This window comes from Natronobacterium haloterrestre (genome assembly GCF_900112205.1).
Taxonomy (GTDB): Archaea; Halobacteriota; Halobacteria; order Halobacteriales; family Natrialbaceae; genus Natronobacterium; species Natronobacterium haloterrestre.
In genome coordinates this window covers 365,858-380,922 of sequence record NZ_FOKW01000001.1, presented here as the reverse complement: position 1 = coordinate 380,922, position 15,065 = coordinate 365,858, and the positions used below count along the sequence as shown (strand labels likewise).

General features: G+C 67.4%; 17 protein-coding genes. 5 read left to right on the top strand and 12 right to left on the bottom strand.

Annotated elements, in window-relative coordinates; translation table 11 throughout:
- Positions 1–164: 164 nt before the first annotated feature.
- Positions 165–881 carry a 5-formyltetrahydrofolate cyclo-ligase gene (locus BM113_RS01850; RefSeq protein WP_089784849.1) on the bottom strand — a complete coding sequence of 239 codons (717 nt, stop codon included), beginning with the start codon at positions 879–881 and terminating at the stop codon, positions 165–167.
- A gap of 51 nt (positions 882–932) precedes the next feature.
- On the bottom strand, positions 933–1,652 hold the full coding sequence (locus BM113_RS01845; RefSeq protein ID WP_089784847.1) for a MogA/MoaB family molybdenum cofactor biosynthesis protein: 720 nt from the start codon (positions 1,650–1,652) through the stop codon (positions 933–935).
- A gap of 225 nt (positions 1,653–1,877) precedes the next feature.
- Here BM113_RS01845 and BM113_RS01840 point away from each other — a divergent pair, with 225 nt between their 5' ends.
- Positions 1,878–2,918, top strand: coding sequence for a zinc-binding dehydrogenase (locus BM113_RS01840; protein ID WP_089784845.1), 1,041 nt, complete (start codon positions 1,878–1,880; stop codon positions 2,916–2,918).
- 73 nt (positions 2,919–2,991) lie between these two features.
- Complete coding sequence (locus tag BM113_RS01835) at positions 2,992–3,303, top strand: DUF7977 family protein (RefSeq protein WP_089784844.1); 312 nt, start codon at positions 2,992–2,994, stop codon at positions 3,301–3,303.
- Positions 3,304–3,419: 116 nt separating this feature from the next.
- Here BM113_RS01835 and BM113_RS01830 read toward each other — a convergent pair whose 3' ends face one another.
- From BM113_RS01830 to BM113_RS01815, 4 genes are all read right to left on the bottom strand, one after another.
- Positions 3,420–3,731, bottom strand: a complete 312-nt coding sequence (locus BM113_RS01830) for a DUF7853 family protein (protein WP_007142368.1) — start codon at positions 3,729–3,731, stop codon at positions 3,420–3,422.
- A gap of 181 nt (positions 3,732–3,912) precedes the next feature.
- Positions 3,913–4,305: a hypothetical protein gene (locus BM113_RS01825; protein ID WP_089784842.1), complete on the bottom strand. Its 393-nt coding sequence runs from the start codon at positions 4,303–4,305 to the stop codon at positions 3,913–3,915.
- Between the two features lie 175 nt (positions 4,306–4,480).
- Positions 4,481–5,047 (bottom strand): NUDIX hydrolase, encoded by a 567-nt coding sequence (locus BM113_RS01820; protein WP_089784841.1) that lies wholly within the window; start codon positions 5,045–5,047, stop codon positions 4,481–4,483.
- A gap of 72 nt (positions 5,048–5,119) precedes the next feature.
- The gene (locus tag BM113_RS01815; protein WP_089784832.1) at positions 5,120–6,109 is read right to left on the bottom strand and encodes a diacylglycerol/lipid kinase family protein; all 990 of its coding nucleotides are present in this window, start codon (positions 6,107–6,109) and stop codon (positions 5,120–5,122) included.
- A gap of 55 nt (positions 6,110–6,164) precedes the next feature.
- Between BM113_RS01815 and BM113_RS01810 the strand changes: the two genes are divergently transcribed.
- Positions 6,165–6,893, top strand: coding sequence for a PHP-associated domain-containing protein (locus tag BM113_RS01810; RefSeq protein WP_089784831.1), 729 nt, complete (start codon positions 6,165–6,167; stop codon positions 6,891–6,893).
- A gap of 12 nt (positions 6,894–6,905) precedes the next feature.
- On the opposite strand, the gene BM113_RS01805 is transcribed toward BM113_RS01810, so the two are convergent.
- Complete coding sequence (locus BM113_RS01805) at positions 6,906–7,319, bottom strand: Lrp/AsnC family transcriptional regulator (RefSeq protein WP_089784829.1); 414 nt, start codon at positions 7,317–7,319, stop codon at positions 6,906–6,908.
- 102 nt (positions 7,320–7,421) lie between these two features.
- On the opposite strand from BM113_RS01805, the gene carA reads away from it, so the two are divergent.
- Entirely contained in the window at positions 7,422–8,498 is a 1,077-nt protein-coding gene (gene carA, locus BM113_RS01800; protein ID WP_089784826.1) for a glutamine-hydrolyzing carbamoyl-phosphate synthase small subunit, read from the top strand.
- Positions 8,499–8,613: 115 nt separating this feature from the next.
- Here the strand turns inward: carA and BM113_RS01795 are convergent, their stop codons facing one another.
- The 4 genes from BM113_RS01795 to BM113_RS01780 all read right to left on the bottom strand — a co-directional run bounded on the left by BM113_RS01795 (position 8,614) and on the right by BM113_RS01780 (position 12,695).
- Positions 8,614–9,588: an FAD-dependent monooxygenase gene (locus tag BM113_RS01795; protein ID WP_089784825.1), complete on the bottom strand. Its 975-nt coding sequence runs from the start codon at positions 9,586–9,588 to the stop codon at positions 8,614–8,616.
- Between the two features lies 1 nt (position 9,589).
- Positions 9,590–10,786: an ABC transporter substrate-binding protein gene (locus tag BM113_RS01790; RefSeq protein WP_089784823.1), complete on the bottom strand. Its 1,197-nt coding sequence runs from the start codon at positions 10,784–10,786 to the stop codon at positions 9,590–9,592.
- A 143-nt stretch (positions 10,787–10,929) separates the two neighbouring features.
- Positions 10,930–11,736, bottom strand: a complete 807-nt coding sequence (locus BM113_RS01785) for an SIMPL domain-containing protein (RefSeq protein WP_089784821.1) — start codon at positions 11,734–11,736, stop codon at positions 10,930–10,932.
- 101 nt (positions 11,737–11,837) lie between these two features.
- Positions 11,838–12,695, bottom strand: coding sequence for a glycerophosphodiester phosphodiesterase (locus BM113_RS01780; RefSeq protein ID WP_245757949.1), 858 nt, complete (start codon positions 12,693–12,695; stop codon positions 11,838–11,840).
- Positions 12,696–12,813: 118 nt separating this feature from the next.
- Here BM113_RS01780 and BM113_RS01775 point away from each other — a divergent pair, with 118 nt between their 5' ends.
- The gene (locus BM113_RS01775; RefSeq protein ID WP_089784820.1) at positions 12,814–13,182 is read left to right on the top strand and encodes a hypothetical protein; all 369 of its coding nucleotides are present in this window, start codon (positions 12,814–12,816) and stop codon (positions 13,180–13,182) included.
- An 88-nt stretch (positions 13,183–13,270) separates the two neighbouring features.
- Here the strand turns inward: BM113_RS01775 and purH are convergent, their stop codons facing one another.
- The gene (gene purH / locus BM113_RS01770; protein ID WP_089784818.1) at positions 13,271–14,899 is read right to left on the bottom strand and encodes a bifunctional phosphoribosylaminoimidazolecarboxamide formyltransferase/IMP cyclohydrolase; all 1,629 of its coding nucleotides are present in this window, start codon (positions 14,897–14,899) and stop codon (positions 13,271–13,273) included.
- Positions 14,900–15,065 lie beyond the last annotated feature (166 nt).

The window sequence follows — 15,065 nt, the reverse complement described above, 5'->3', positions numbered from 1 at the left end:
ACCCTTCCCCCCACCATTGCCACACCGTCTCGGCGCGGGCTACTGCACCGGCCTGCGTCACTTTGCGGTCTGGCATCCGAGGCGCAATTTGCGCCTCGGAACGGACCCACTTCTCCCAGCGACGTCCACTCGAGAGCCGAGTTCCGCCGTCGTTGGAACGAGTCTCACTCGGCCTCCGCTAGCCGCTCCAGAACGGGGATCTCCTCGAGCCGTTCGTCCCCGAGAACACTCCAGTCGATCCCGACGGGGGTCGATCCGGCGTCCGGACGGCAGATACGCTCCGGCGTGACCACCAGATCCATCGGTACGTCGTGTTCGTCGAACTCGACGTCGACGTCGGCGTCCTCGAATAGCTGCCGTTCGTGAACCGTCGTCGCGACCGTCGTGTCGTCGTCGACCAGGTCCAGTTCCCGCAGGATCGCGTACTCGAGGTCGCTGTACCCCTCGCCCTTGCCGATCCGGCCGCCGGCCTCGGTAACGGCGACGCTCCCGGAGACGATCAGGTCTATCGGTTCGACGGCTTCCGGCCCGACCTGTGTGCCGTGTTCCGACGACCCCGAGACGGTCGTCGCCGCGTCGTAGTCCTCGAGTTCGTCGGGATCGAGTTCCAGGAAACACTGCTCGTCGGCCAGCCGCGGCACCGCCATGTAGACGGTTTTGCCGTCCCGCAGAGCCGCCCGTCGGACCGGAAGCTGGGGGGCGTCGGGGTTTGCCTTGATCGTCGACGCTGCTTCCCAGTCGGGCTGGTCGGCCAACCGCTGTGCCGCTTCTTCGGCCCCGGCGAAGTTCGGAATCCGACCGTGTGGCGGGAACGGGAACCGGGCGATGCCGCTATCCTCGAGGTCGTCCCAGACGCGCTCGCGGAGCGTCTCCTTGTCCATGCGAGGCAGTACACGTTCCCGCGGGATTATCCCCGTGTTTCGGGACCGCGGTTAGCGACTCGAGTCGTCGGTTTCGGCCGTTCCGTCGGTTTCGTCTTCGGCCGCCCGTTCGCCCTCGTCCTCGTCCTCGTCCCCGTCCTCATCTTCGCCCTCGCTCTCGTCTCCGTCCTCGTCGGCCGGCGCCGCGAGCGCGACGAGGTTCCGCGCTTCCGGCAGGATGATCGACTCGGTGCCGAGCCGGGCCGCGTCCGCGTTGCCCGGGAGACAGAACACCGGTTTTCCCTCCGAAACCCCCGCGAGCGTTCGCGACGCGACGACTCGAGTGCCGACCTCCTCGTAGGCCAGCGACGTGAACAGGTCCCGGAACGCCGTCAACTCCTTGTCCAGCAGCGGCTCGACCGCTTCGATGACGACGTCGTCCGGTTCGACGCTCGTCGCGCCCGCCGTGACCACCACGTCGACGTCGTCGCGTTCGATGACCCGCAGCACGATCGACTGCACCCGATCGTGCTCCGGCGAAACGTGCTCGCGCGTGACGAGTTCGTGTCCGGCGTCCTCGAGTGCCGTGACGACCGCCTCGCCGGCCTCGTCGGTCGCCAGCGACCGATTCGAGGCGACCGTGACGACGGCCGTTCCGAGCGGGGGGTCCGGGATTCGGTCGTCGGGCGCGGTCGCGTCGGTTTCGGTGACGACGGCGGACTCATCGTCGCTGTCGTCCGGGGCGGCGCTCGGCTCGCGGTCCGACGCCGCGTTCCGGTCGGCTTCGTCCATACCCTGTCTTCGAGCGCCCGCGTGTAAAATCGTGGACCTCGGCGCCGCCGGTCTCCGACTCGACCGAGCACCGATCGACGTTATCTTGTTATATGCACACGTCCACCACTATCGAGGGCTGGCCTTCGAACCGACCGGGGCCAGCCGTTCGAACCGACTAAACTCGAAGGGTTGCCGAGAATATTGCCCAACCGTTAAACCGGACGTTTCCGTCTACCCGTGTACATGCAGGCAGTCAAGATCACGGAGCACGGCGGCACGGACGTCATCGAATACGGCGAGTACCCCGATCCGGAGGTCGGACGCGACGAGGTGCTCGTCGACGTGAAAGCCGGCGCGCTCAACCACCTCGACGTGTGGGTCCGCCGCGGACTGCCGACCCTTTCCCTCGAGATGCCCCACGTGCCGGGCAGCGACGCCGCGGGCGTCGTCGTCGAGACCGGTCCCGACGTCACCCGGTTCGAGGAGGGCGACCGCGTCGCCGTCTCGGCGGGCGTCAACTGCGGCGACTGCGAGTTCTGCCGCGACGGCGATCCGACGCTGTGTGTCAACTTCCACCTGCTCGGCGAACACGTCACCGGCGTCCACTCCGAGTACGCCGCCGTGCCCGAGGACAACCTGATCCCGGTCCCCGAGGGCGTCGACTGGATCACCGCCGGCGCCTCCTCGCTCGTCTTCCAGACGGCCTGGCGGATGCTCATCGACCGCGCGGAACTCGAGCCCGGCGAGAAGATCCTCGTGCTCGGAGCCAGCGGCGGCGTCGGCCACGCGGCGCTCCAGATCGCCGACTACGCGGGTGCGGAGGTGTACGCGACCGGCAGTACGACCGAAAAACTCCAGTACGCCCGCGACCACGGCGCGGACCACGTCGTCAATTACGAGGAACACAACTTCGCGGAGTGGATCCGGTCGGAGACGGGGGGCCGCGGCGTCGACGTCGTCGTCGACTACATCGGCGCGGGGACGTGGCGCGACTCGATCAAGAGCCTCGCCAAGAACGGACGGCTCGTCACCTGTGGCGGCACCGCGGGGCCGAACCCCGAGACCGATCTCCCCCGCATTTTCTGGAACCAGCTACAGATCATCGGTTCGACGATGGGCACCCCCGGCCAGGTCGACGACGTGATGGAACTGGTCTGGGACGGCACCTTCCAGCCCGCCGTCCGCGAGGTCCTCCCGATGAGCGAGGTCGCACGCGCCCACGAGATCATCGAGGGTCGCGAAGGCTTCGGGAAGGTCGTTGTCCGACCCGACAGCGAACTGTAACCCGACGCGAATCGATACGCGCCCACCTACCGGAACCGTGAGGGCTTTGCCGTCGCGCTCGATAGATCCGGACGTGAGCTCGAGCGACGACGGCGGCTACGTCCACGATCCTTCGGCGTTCGACGAGGACGGCGAGCACCGCGACGAGGCCGACGACGCGGACGACGGCGTCGAGACCGTTCACCCCGCGGCGGCCGACCGGGAGTTCGACTGGCGCGGCTGGACCCTGGTCGGCGTGATAGTGTTCGCGTTCGTCGTCGCGCCCGCGGCGATCATTCTGGTCCCGCCGGGCAGCGAGAGCTACCGGTTCGCCCTGCTGATTCTGCCGCTGGCTCCGGCGCTCGTCCTGGCGGTGACGGCCGTCTGGGCGACGACCCGGCCCTGACTGCCCCACTGGGCTCGAGTCGATGCCGGGCGGTGAAACCGGTCGACGGTTCGGAAGCCGATCGGCGATGCGAAAACGAAGGGGTGAACCGAACCGAATCGAACCGAACGAGCCGGTCAGGAAGCGAGCGCCGACTCGACGCGCTCGAGTACTGCTGCTCCGTGTTCGACGTCCCGCTGGGGCGTCTCCGAGTCCTCGAGATAGGCGTCGACATCGTCCCGGAGTCGCCGGAGTTGACGGTCCGTAAAGGCATCCGAGCCGTCGGCCTCGACGGCTTCGATCGCCTCGAGTGCCCACTCGGGCGGGCTCTCGGAGTCGTCCGCCACGGCCTCGTCGATGCGGTCGGCGAGGAGGGAGTGGACGACCCAGCGTTCTTCTCTGGAGAGCGTCACTTCGTGCGTCTCGGTTTCCTGTGGAGGGGAGCTCATTTCGTCAATCGGACCGTATCTATCGGTCCTCGCTCATCGATACGAACGAGGGGATTATAAGGCTTGTCACTAGTTACCATTCATCGAAGGACTGTCACGTGTGTCCCGGAGCGATCGCGACTCGAGCGAAGGCGTACCGGGTTCGAGCGCAAGCGGGGCGTGATAGTCGAGGACGGCTCGCTCACGCTGTGACGAGCGAAACCGCCGGGAGCGTCAGGAGGACCAGCCCACCGACGAGCGTGACGTAGACTCCGACGTCGGGGGGCCACCGCCCGGTCAGGGGACCCGTCACCGCGACGACGAGAAGCGTGAGACCACCCAGCGCAGCAAACGTCGCCGCGCCAATATCCGGCCGATCGAACCGCACGATACTCGTCGTCGCCACGGCCCCACCGAGCACCACACACAGGGAGAGTAGCCGCACCAAGCGACGCTCGAGCCCGGATTCCATCCCGAGGACGTACACGCGAACCTGGGGCTGGCCGACCCAGGGGAGAACCAGTCCGAGGGCGACGATCGTGACGCCGCCAAGCCCGAGGGTGAGCAACCCCCGTCGACCGCCTGCGGCGGACATCGCGGTCGAATACCACTACTCGTCAGTTAATCCTTGCTCCGGGGCACGTCGCTGCCGACGTCGACGCGCCGGGTGGTAGCCCGGTAGAATCGAGAAGACCGACTCGAGACCGGCGGCGATCGACGGGCCGAAGTCGGATACCAGTTCGAGAGCGATCACCGGAGTTTCGGACCCGTCACTCCACGTCCCGTCGCATCGCGATCTCGAACCAGGGACAGAGCCGGAGCTGTCGGTACCACTCGGGGTTTTCGTGCAGGCGGTCGTAGGGGACCCACATCAGACCCGCGACCTCCTCCTCGTTGGGATCGAGGCTCCGATCCGACAGCGTCAGCTTCAGGACGGCACAGACCTCGTGTTCGACCCCCGCGTTCTCGAAGTAGCGTTTGTACTCGAATCGGTCGGTCAGGCGCAGGTCGTCGTACTGGTCGGGCGTGATCCCGAGTTCCTCCTCGAGACGCTCCCGGGTGGCCTCCTCCTGGCTCTGTCCCTGGACCGGGTGGGAGGCGACGGTTCCGTCCCAGTAGGTTCCCCAGAGTCGTTTCCCCGGCGCTCGCTGGGCGAGCAGGATGTTCCCGTCGCCGTCGAATACGAGCGACGTGAACGCGCGGTGGCGGACCCCGTCGCCGGTGTGAGCCTCGAGCCGGTTGACGGGCTCGAGCGCGTTGTCGTCGGCGTCGACCGCGATTACGTCTTGCTCGGCGTTCTCGTGCTCCAGATCCAGGTCGTCCTGCCGCGTGCTCATACCAGCACAATTGCGGAGGGTCCTAAAACCAGTATCGCCTCACTCCGTAGCTCGCCCCTGGAGGGGACGGGGTCAGCCCTCGAGCGGCCACAGCCCGTCGTCCGTTCGTTCACCCTCGTTCGGGTTCGAGTCCGTATTCGAGTCCGGATTCGGCTCGTACTCGTCCCCGACCGCGATCTCGAGCGTGTCCGGTTCCGTCTCGAGTCGCAACCGCTCGGTCTCTAACATCTCCCCATCGAGGCTGTACTCGACCGACCCCTCGCGGCTCTCGATCGCCAGCGACGACGTCCGTCGTCGAACGATGCGATCACCGTCGCGATCGAACAGTCCCTCGAGCGCCGCGTCACCGAGCAGGTCGACCGTCGACGCGTCCTCGACGATCGTCACCTCGAAGCGGCCGTCCTCGACGTCGGCCTGGGCGGTTCGCGCGCCGGTGAACCGCCGGCAGTTCCCCACGAGAACGAACAGGGCTTCTCCCTCCCACGTTCGCGACGGCTCGGCGCTGGGTCCGTCGGCCGTCTTCACCCGAAGCGGGAGCGAGTCGAACGAGCCGACGGCGTCGAGCGTCTCCTTGACGTAGGCGAGGACGCCGAGTTCCGCCTTGCTCTCGGCGGACGTCTCGCTGCTGGCTTCGGCGGTGACGCCCCCGACACAGGAGTTGACGAACGCCCGCTCGTTCGCGAGGCCCAGATCGATCTTCCGCCGTCGTCCGTCCTCCAGAACCCCGAACGCGTGTTCGATCCCCTCGATGCCGACGTTCGACGCGAAGTTGTTCCCCGTGCCCGCCGGGACGGCCGCGACCGTCGTCGTCTCGAGTTCGCCGGCCGACGCGACCCCGTTGACGACCTCGTTGATGGTGCCGTCGCCGCCGGCCGCGGCGACGAGAGAGGCCTCTCCGGCTGCCTCGCGAGCGAATCGTTTCGCGTCGCCGGCCTCCTCGGTTCGCCTGATCTCGAGCCCGTGATCGGCCGCGAGGTCGATGACGTCGTCGACGTGATCGCCGCTCCCGCTGATCGGGTTGAGCACGAGGACGCGGTCCTCCGTTCGGCCCTCCGACTCCATACCGTAGTACGTGCCGGGCGTGGACAAAAGGGGTGCCCCGGCGTATGCTCCGTACATGTACGCAGTCGATCTCCACGCACACACGCGCTTCTTTCACGGCCGTCGCCGGCTCGGGGACCGATTCGACCCGTTCGGTGCTCGACTCCTCGCCGAGGCGACCAAGCGTCGCGGCCTCTCCGGGGTCGCGACGACGAACCACGACTATTACACGCCGCTCGAGCCGAACGTTGACGTCGCCGTCCTCCCCGGGATCGAGATCACGACCGATCGCGGACACGTCCTCGTCGTCGGTCCCGACCCGCCTGCGGAGACCGAACCCGGAGTGCTCACGCCGGGTGAGGCGGTCGACCTGGCCCACGAACGGGACTGTGCGGCCATCGTGGCCCACCCGTACCGGAACAGCACCGTTCGCGAACTCGAAGACGTCCCCTTCGACGCGATCGAGGTCAACGGGAAACACCCCCGGTCACGGCCGCTCGTCGAGGAACTGGCGGCCGAACGGGGGCTGCCGCTCGTCGGCGGGAGCGACGCACATTATCCCTTCGAGGTGGGCCGGGCGTACACGCTCGTCGACGTCGACGTCGATGCCGATCGGCTCACGCCGTCCGCGCTCGTCGACGCGATCCGCGACGGGCAGGTCAGCGCGCGCATCTCGCGCTCGGCGCTCGATCGCCTTCTGCGCCGCGGGTACCGGGCGATCCACCGGCGGAAGGGGGTGCTCGAGGCGATGGAGGGGCCGACTCCGGGCGTCGGGACGCCGCCGGGCGAGGAGGCCGAGCGGTGACCCGGCTGCCTGCTACCCGAGTTGCTCCTCGAGGATCAGCCGCGTTTTCGTGCTGACGACCTCCTCCTGGTCGCGAGCCTTGGTGATGAGGTCGTTGACACCGCGAGTGTCCGCGGCGTCGACGACCAGGACGATATCCTGTTCGCCGGAGACCATCCAGACGAGGTCGACCTCCTCCCACTCGGCCATGCGTTCGGAGACGGCGTTCGTGTCGACGTCGACGGCAACGCTGATCTCGAGCATCGCCTGGACGTTGCCGGTGCGAGTCGAGATGGTGAATCGTTCGATGACCCCGTCGTCCATCATCCGTTCGACGCGGTTGCGGACGGTCCCCTCGCTGGTGCCGATCTCGTCTGCGATCTCTGTGTAGGGTGTACGGGCGTCTCGCCGGAGAATGTCGAGGATCTGTCGGTCCAGATCGTCCATGGAGATCCGTACGTATGCGGACGGGATACTTACCGATTACGAATTTCGTAACTGAGCTTCGAAGACAACACTTATTATGGTAGGTTCGATACGTAGTTCGTAATGACGGAAGCCTACGTTGCGCTGGAGGGTGGCCACGTAATCGAGGGACGTGGTCGCGCTCCGGGAACCGCTCGCGGCGAACTGGTCTTCACGACGGCGTATACGGGATACGAGGAGAGCCTGACCGACCCCTCCTACGAGGAGCAGGTGCTTACCTTCTCGTACCCGCTGATCGGCAACTACGGCGTCCGAGAAGAGCGGTTCGAGGACGACCGCGTCCATCCGCGTGCGGTGCTCGCGAAGGAACTTACCGAGGACGTCGCCGACTGGCTCGCCGAGGAGGGCGTTCCGGCGGTCGACCACCTCGACACCCGCGACGTCGTCACGGACATCCGCGACGAGGGTGCGATGAAATGCGGCATCGCCGTCGGCGACGACGTCACCGAGAAAGACGCCCTCGAGCAACTCGAGCAGTGCAAGGGGATGAGCGAACACACCGACATCGGCTCGCAGGTCAGCGTCGACGAGCCGGTCGTCCGCGGCGAGGGCAACGACGGCGAAACCGTCGCCCTCGTCGACTGCGGCGCGAAGGGGTCGATCGTCGACTCACTTCTGGCCCGCGACGCCGAGGTACACGTCCTCCCCTACGACGCGACCCCCGCGGACGTCGAGGCCGTCGATCCGGACGTCCTGTTCATCTCGAACGGACCGGGCGACCCGGCCAACTACGGGGCGGCGATCGATCTCGTCCAGGAGTTCGTCGCCGAGACGCCCGTCGCCGGGATCTGTCTCGGCCAGCAGATCGTCGCCGAGGCCCTGGGCGGGACCACCGAGAAGATGGACTTCGGCCACCGCGGCGTCAACCAGCCCGTCCTCGACCTCGAGTCCGGCCAGGTCGTGATGACCACGCAGAACCACGGTTACACCGTCGACGAGCCGGGCGACCACCTCGAGGTCACCCAGATCAACGTCAACGACGACACGCCGGAGGGACTGGACGGGATCGACCACGACATCATCACCCGCCAGTACCACCCCGAGGCCAACCCCGGCCCGGAGGACACCCTCGACTTCTTCGACGACGTGCTCGCGATGGCCGACGAGCGAGCACAGCGGGCCGTTCCCGCCGACGATTGAGACGGATGCTGTAACGATTTATCGGCGCGACCGCGATCCGGGCGGCGGTTGTGCCGAATCCGACGTACAGTGAACCGTACGAGACGCCCTTCCTCTCGTTTCCGCGGTCGGGCGGTTAGCCGCCCGACGATCCGTCCTCGGCGAGCGCAGCCGCTCGGTCGAGGATCGCGTCGTCGTCGACCGCGTCGAGAACGATCTCGTCCTCGAGCGCCGCGGCGAGTCGACGCTGCCCGCGTTCGGCACGCTGCGTGGCGACCGCTTCCTCGAGGTAGGTGCCGTCGTACTCCTCGGCGTACGTCTCCGCGAGCCGGTGGAGGGGAGCCGCATCGTGGTTCTCGGGCACGCGCTCCTCGAAGACCTCGACCCACCGCTCGGGGTCGGCCCACTCCTCGCGGCGGTTCTGCATCCGGCGACGCCAGTCGTAGCGACCGGCGTACTTGCCCCAGAGCCCGGCCTCTTCCCGAAGTTCGCGGATCAGGGTGCGAGCGGCTGTCGCGCCGTGTCCGGCCGCGACGATCGCCTGGTCGCCACAGCCGGCCAGCGGACCGGCGACGTAGAGGCCGTCGACGGAGGTGGTGCCGTCGTCGTCGGGGTAGTCACGGTCGAAGCGGTCGTCGTCGCCGTCCGCCTCCGTGACGAACATCGCCGTCTCGTCGTCGAGGCCACGGAGGTACTCGCCGTCGTACTTCGTCGCGGCGACGACGAACCGCGCCGTGATGGGGTCGGCCTCCTGGAGTTCGAGCCGGAAGCCGCGGTCTCCACCGGCCTCGAGTGCGACGACGGATTCGACGTGATCCTCCCGGAGCCGACAGCCTGCCCGCTCGGCGTGGTCCTGTGCGAGTTCGAGGAACGTCTCGACGTCGATCCCGCAGGGGAACCCGAGGTAGTTCTCGAGCGAGGCACAGCGGCGCAGCGACGAGGGACCCCGGTCGAAGATCGTCGTCTCGAGTCCGTACCGGGCGGTGAAGACGCCCGCCGAGCAGCCGGCGGGTCCGCCGCCGACGATGGCGACGTCGACGTCGACGTCGGTGGCGACGTCGGTTTCAGTAGCACCACTCGCACGAAATTCCCTCCAGTCGCTCTCGCCCATCCTAGTCCTCCCCGCGGACGATCGCTGCGACCCGCTCGCGGTCGAACAGCTGTTCGTCGCTCGGGATGTCGGGGTACGGCTGACCTGGCTCGTAACCGGGCCACTCGCCGAACCGGTCCGGATAGAGCTGTTTGGCCGTCATCTCGGTCTGGAAGAGGTTCATGATCGGTCCCTGGTAGCGCATCCCCCCGGCGACGACTCGATCGTTTCGCACCGCCTCGAGGTCGCTCCCGACGGGATGGTCGGCGAGCCGCTCGCGGACGTCCTCGATCGAGTACCGGGAGGTGATCCCCCAGAGGTGAAGCACGACGTCCGGGTCGGCCTCGAGCATCGTCTCGTAGTCGACCGTCCCCCAGTCGCCCGACCAGTCGTAGTCCGCGAGCGCGTCGCGGGCGGCGAGGGGTCGGGTGTCGGCCTGCCAGTAGCCGGGCGCGTTGAGGTGGTAGGTGAAGAACTGGCCGTCGCCGAGGGTGACCCGCGCCGCGGTCGGGCGCTCGCTTTTCGGCGGCAGGTCCGACTCGATTCGGTCCCGCAGGTCGGCGTGAACGGCCTCGAGCGCCTCGAACCGCTCGCGTTCGCGGAAAACCGCCGCGACCCGCTCGAAGACTTCCCAGAGGGTGTAATACTCGTACCCGTCGGCGTAGGCCGGTGCGGGCTCGCTGTGGACGCCGCTGTGGAAGTTGCCGAGCCAGGGCCCCAGCGTCGACGCGATTTCGTCGACGTCGTCCGTGGTCCAGTCGTCGTCGTGTTTGACCGGGTACGACGGATCGAGGAAGTGGACGTCGCTGTCGAGGTCGTAGAGCATCTCCTTGGTGAGTCCGCCCTCGAGCGGGTCGGGAAGCCCCTCCCAGTCGAACGAGACCCCCTCGAGGTGGTGGTAGTACTTGTCCATCGTCGTGCCGGCCATTTCCGTGGAGAACAGCGCGTTCACCGCATCGCCGTGGCCGAGCGCGACGGCCATGTCGGCGTACTGTGGGAAAGCGACGAAGGCGTCTTCCGGGACGGAATCGAACTCCACGTCACCGACCGGAGCGAGCGCCGCCCCGTGGGACTGGTCGCCCCCCGTTTCCCCGTTCGCTTCGTCGTCAGTTCCGTCGGACGAACCCCCGAGACAGCCTGCCAGGGCTGCGCTCCCGACCGTTACCCCCGCAGTGACGAACCGCCGTCGACTCGAATCGATCGCTCGATGTACTGCCATACGATTTAGGCTTGCCTAATAATTTAAAAACAGATCGATTTAGGCCGGCCGAAAAGGGCGGGAGAGGAGTCGGCCCTCCCGTCTCCACCGCCTCGAGAGGGCACGACTACGGGAACGTACCTGTACGGGCGCCAACGGCCGGACTAGCGCTCCGAGAACGCGTACTCGACGGTGACGCTGGCGGTTACGGTGACCGGATCGGCGTCGATATCCGTTCGCGGCGCGCCCCCCGCATCGTCGGCCGCCGACTCGTAGCCGGTGGCGTAACTGGTCGTCCTGACGCGGACGTCGTCGGTCGCAACGGACGTCGTCCCCTCGAGTTCGACGTCCCGGTTGTCGGCGACGTGGGCGGCCTCCTCGTCGGCGTTGGCAAGCGCCTCGTCGAGTGCGTCCTTCCGGAGTTCGGCGCGGGTTTCGTCCCCCAGCGTGAAGTTCACGCGGCCGATGTCGTCGGCCCCGCCCTCGGCGACGGCGTCGATGACGTCGCCGACCCGATCGACGTCGTCGATCGTCACCTCGAAGGAGTGGACGCCGCGGATCTCCGTCGTGTCGTCCTCCCGTCTGCGAACCGGCGAAATCCGGTACCGGCGCTCCTCGACGTTGTCGTCAGGGATGCCGAGTTCGTCGAACGTCGCCCGCAGTTCGTCGGCCCCCGACGCCAGTTCCGCGGCGACGGCCTCCGCGGACTCGCCGCGCGCCTCGACGCCGACGTCGACGGTTGCCTCGTCGGGATCGGCCTCGACTTCGCCCGTCGCGCCGACAGTGATCGTCCGATCGTCTTCCTCCGTGCCGCTGGATTCGCCGGTACTCGCGTTCGTCGTCGACCCGAGAGCGTCCCCGAGGCAACCGGCCATCGATGCCGCTGCGCCGACGCCGGCAGCCGCGAGGAAGCGGCGTCGGTTCGGTTCCGTGCCCGAGTCCGAGTTCTGGGTCGAATTCGTCTCCGTCATCGTACCTAGACCGTCACACCCCACCTAAAAACCCACTCGGCTAGCTGAAACGGCTCTTTTACCTCGAGATGAGTACCGACCGTCGACCTGGACCGGGCGGTTCACCCCTCGTTGACGACCTCGAACGCGTAGTCCGGACGGTTGGTCACCAGCACGTCGTGGTCGATCTCGAGAACGTCCCGGATCGTCGCCTTCGTGTCGACGAGTTTCCAGACGCCCGCGGTGAGTCCGGCCTCTCTGGCCGCCGAGACGTAGTTCGACACGCCGTGGGGCGCGTAGTGAGTGAACGCCGCGTCCGCACCGCAGGACGCGGCAGCGTCCGCGAGCCAGGGGCCCGGAACCGAGCCGATCAGGCCGATCGGAACGCCCGCCTCCCGGGCCGTCTCGAGGGCTTCCTCGTCGAAGGCGATGATCGTCAGGCGGTCCAGTAGGCCGTAGGCGGCGACCTCCTCGAGGACCGCGTCGGTGTACCCCGTCTCCTTGAGTTCGAGGTAGAGGGCAACGTCGTCGTTCGCGTCCGCGATCGTCTCGAGCGCGCGGGGGAGCCTGATCAGCGGTTCGCCGTCGATCGTCGCGCCGCGAATCTCGTCCCAGTCGGTGTTCCCGACCCATCCCTGGCCGGTCGAGTCCCAGTCGAGGACGGGATCGTGAAACAGGAGCAGTTCGCCGTCGGCGGTCCGTCGGACGTCCAGTTCGATCCCGTCGACGCCGACCTCGAGCGCCCGGCGGATCGCGGCCGCCGTGTTGGGCGGCGCGAGTCCCTCCGCGCCGCGGTGGCCGACGATCGCCGGGCGATCGGTCGCGACCGACCCGCCGGTAATCAGCGGCGACAGCCCCCACGCCGCGAGGGCGGAGAGGCCCGCTCCCGTGCCCGCCAGGAGTTGCCGTCTGGAGAGCGAACGGGAGGACAGGGAGGGGGAAAGGGTGGAGGAGGAAGAACTCGAGGATGGGCGACTCATACGCGTTTTCTACCGTCCGTGCGTATATCAACTTTCTTCTGGTATCCGGCTGGAGGGAAAGACCGTCCTCGGGGACGCGAGTCGGAACCGATTTATCGTCAAATATCCAAGTGGAGGCATGGAACGACTCGAGCCAATCGCCGAAGGGATTCGATCCCGTCCCGTTCTCGCCGTCTTCGGCGTCCTCGCGGCGCTCCCGACGGTGCTCGCGGTCGTTTCCTTCCGACAGCCGGTCGCGCTCCCGTACGGAATCCTCCCGGCGTTCGAGTTCCTGTTCCGGCTGCTCGTCTACGCGCCGGTCGCGTTCCTCAGGACCGTGTTGCTCGAACCGATCGGACTCGGCGTCCTCTTTGCCGTTCCCGGACTCGAGCAGGCCGCGGTCGTGGCGACGCTGCTCGGGTTCTACTACGTCGTCAGTCACCTGCTCGTTCGGCTGGGGCGGGTGCTGATCGAAGGCCTGTCGGAAGCCGGACTCGAGGGCCGATAGGCGGCCGCGGATCCGTGTCGATCGTCGCGTCCCCCTATCCCGTGTCCCGAACGAGGACACGGGTGACCGATCGGCGAAACGGTGGCAATCAGTCGTGCCGGAACGACCGCTGGCCCGTAAACGCCATCGCCATCCCGTGTTCGTCCGCAGCCTCGATCACGTCCTCGTCGTTGACCGAGCCGCCGGGCTGGATCACGGCCTCGATACCCGCTTCGGCGGCCTCCTCGATGCCGTCCGGGAACGGGAAGAAGGCGTCCGAGGCCATCACGGCCCCCTCGGCGTCCTTGCCCTCGGCGTGCTCGTCGGCCTTCATCGCCGCGAGGCGGACGGCGTCGACGCGGGACACCTGCCCCATCCCGACGCCGACCGTCTCGGTACCGTCGGCGAAGAGGATACCGTTCGACTTGACGTGTTTCAGCGTCTGCCAGGCGAACACCATCGACTCGAGTTCCTCGTCGGTCGGTTCCCGTTCCGTGACGACCTCGAGGTCGTCGACCGAGATCGACTGGCGGTCGCGCTCCTGGACGAGGCGGCCGCCGACCAGCGGTTTCTCCGTGAAGCGTTCGGAGGGCTCGTCGCCCAGTTCGCCGACGTCGAGAACACGGAGGTTCTCCTTCTCACGGAGGATCTCGAGCGCGCCGTCGGTGTAACCGGGCGCGACGACGACCTCCTTGAACGAGTCGACGACCAGTTCGGCGGTTGCGGCGTCACACTCCCGGTTCAGCGAGACGATGCCGCCGAAGGCGCTCATCGGGTCCGTCGAGAGGGCCTTCTCGTAGGCCTCGGCGAGCGTGTCCGCGGTCGCACAGCCCGCCGGATTGGTGTGCTTGATAACCGCCGCCGCTGGCTCGTCGAACTCCTTGATGAGGTTCAGCGCGCCGTCGGCGTCGTTGTAGTTGTTGTACGAGAGTGCCTTCGCGCCCTCGTTGAGCTGGTCGGCGTGGACCACCGAGGCCTCGTCGCAGGTGTAGTCGGCGTAGACGGCGGCGTCCTGGTGGGGGTTCTCGCCGTACCGGAGCGTGTCGACGCGGTCGCTCGAGACGACCCGCCGCGACGGGAGTCCGCCGTCCTCGCCCGGGAGGTCCGTGTCGACCGTCACCTCGCCGGCGTCTTCGTCCACGTCGACTGCCCCCTCGGCGAACCACTTCACCGCACGCGGGTAGGCCCGGAACTCGCCCTCGTAGAGGACTCGTTCCTTGAGCGACTCGGCGTCGTCGCCCTCGTAGACCGGGATCGGCTCCTGGGTGACGATCGGGCCGGCGTCGACCTCGCTCTCGAGGACCTCGCCGTCCTCGTCGGTCGCGTCGGTTACTACGTGGACCGTACAGCCCGTCACGGATACGTCCGCCTCGAGGGCGTCGCCCCAGGCGTCGGTCCCGGGGAACGCGGGCAGCAGGGACGGATGGACGTTCAGCGTCGTCGGCTGGGCCTCGAGGAAGGTATCCGAGAGGATCCGCATGTAGCCGTCGAGACAGACCAGGTCGAACTCGTACTCCGACAGCGCCTCGTTGACGGCCCGCTCGTGGTCGCGGCGGTCCATCCCGTCCTCGAGCGGCACGACCTCGGTCGGGATTCCGCGCTCGGCCGCGGCCTCGAGGACCGGCGCGGCCGGGTCGTTCGTGAGTACGACGGCGAGTTCGGCACCACCAGGCTGTCTGTCGGCGATGTTCAACAGGTTGCGCCCTCGGTTGCCGGCCATCCCGGCGATTCGCATCATGTTCGCAGTCCCGCCCGCGAGTGGCAAAGCCGTTGCGGTCTCTCGTCCGCTGATATCCACATATGTGCATAGATAAGCCAGTATCGAACTACAACTCATCCGAGATATACACGCCCGTGGTTTACTCGAGTCTCCGTTTCGATACCCTTTTGCACCGCGCTGGAAA

Bases quoted from the DNA above. Each gene is read 5' to 3' on its own strand.
- BM113_RS01810 (WP_089784831.1), top strand. From the start codon at position 6,165: ATGTACGCAGTCGATCTCCACGCACACACGCGCTTCTTTCACGGCCGT.
- BM113_RS01840 (WP_089784845.1), top strand. From the start codon at position 1,878: ATGCAGGCAGTCAAGATCACGGAGCACGGCGGCACGGACGTCATCGAA.
- BM113_RS01795 (WP_089784825.1), bottom strand. From the start codon at position 9,588: ATGGGCGAGAGCGACTGGAGGGAATTTCGTGCGAGTGGTGCTACTGAA.
- BM113_RS01815 (WP_089784832.1), bottom strand. From the start codon at position 6,109: ATGGAGTCGGAGGGCCGAACGGAGGACCGCGTCCTCGTGCTCAACCCG.
- BM113_RS01785 (WP_089784821.1), bottom strand. From the start codon at position 11,736: ATGACGGAGACGAATTCGACCCAGAACTCGGACTCGGGCACGGAACCG.
- BM113_RS01820 (WP_089784841.1), bottom strand. From the start codon at position 5,047: ATGAGCACGCGGCAGGACGACCTGGATCTGGAGCACGAGAACGCCGAG.
- BM113_RS01775 (WP_089784820.1), top strand. From the start codon at position 12,814: ATGGAACGACTCGAGCCAATCGCCGAAGGGATTCGATCCCGTCCCGTT.
- carA (WP_089784826.1), top strand. From the start codon at position 7,422: ATGACGGAAGCCTACGTTGCGCTGGAGGGTGGCCACGTAATCGAGGGA.
- BM113_RS01790 (WP_089784823.1), bottom strand. From the start codon at position 10,786: ATGGCAGTACATCGAGCGATCGATTCGAGTCGACGGCGGTTCGTCACT.
- BM113_RS01825 (WP_089784842.1), bottom strand. From the start codon at position 4,305: ATGTCCGCCGCAGGCGGTCGACGGGGGTTGCTCACCCTCGGGCTTGGC.
- BM113_RS01780 (WP_245757949.1), bottom strand. From the start codon at position 12,695: ATGAGTCGCCCATCCTCGAGTTCTTCCTCCTCCACCCTTTCCCCCTCC.
- BM113_RS01850 (WP_089784849.1), bottom strand. From the start codon at position 881: ATGGACAAGGAGACGCTCCGCGAGCGCGTCTGGGACGACCTCGAGGAT.
- BM113_RS01805 (WP_089784829.1), bottom strand. From the start codon at position 7,319: ATGGACGATCTGGACCGACAGATCCTCGACATTCTCCGGCGAGACGCC.
- BM113_RS01845 (WP_089784847.1), bottom strand. From the start codon at position 1,652: ATGGACGAAGCCGACCGGAACGCGGCGTCGGACCGCGAGCCGAGCGCC.
- purH (WP_089784818.1), bottom strand. From the start codon at position 14,899: ATGATGCGAATCGCCGGGATGGCCGGCAACCGAGGGCGCAACCTGTTG.
- BM113_RS01830 (WP_007142368.1), bottom strand. From the start codon at position 3,731: ATGAGCTCCCCTCCACAGGAAACCGAGACGCACGAAGTGACGCTCTCC.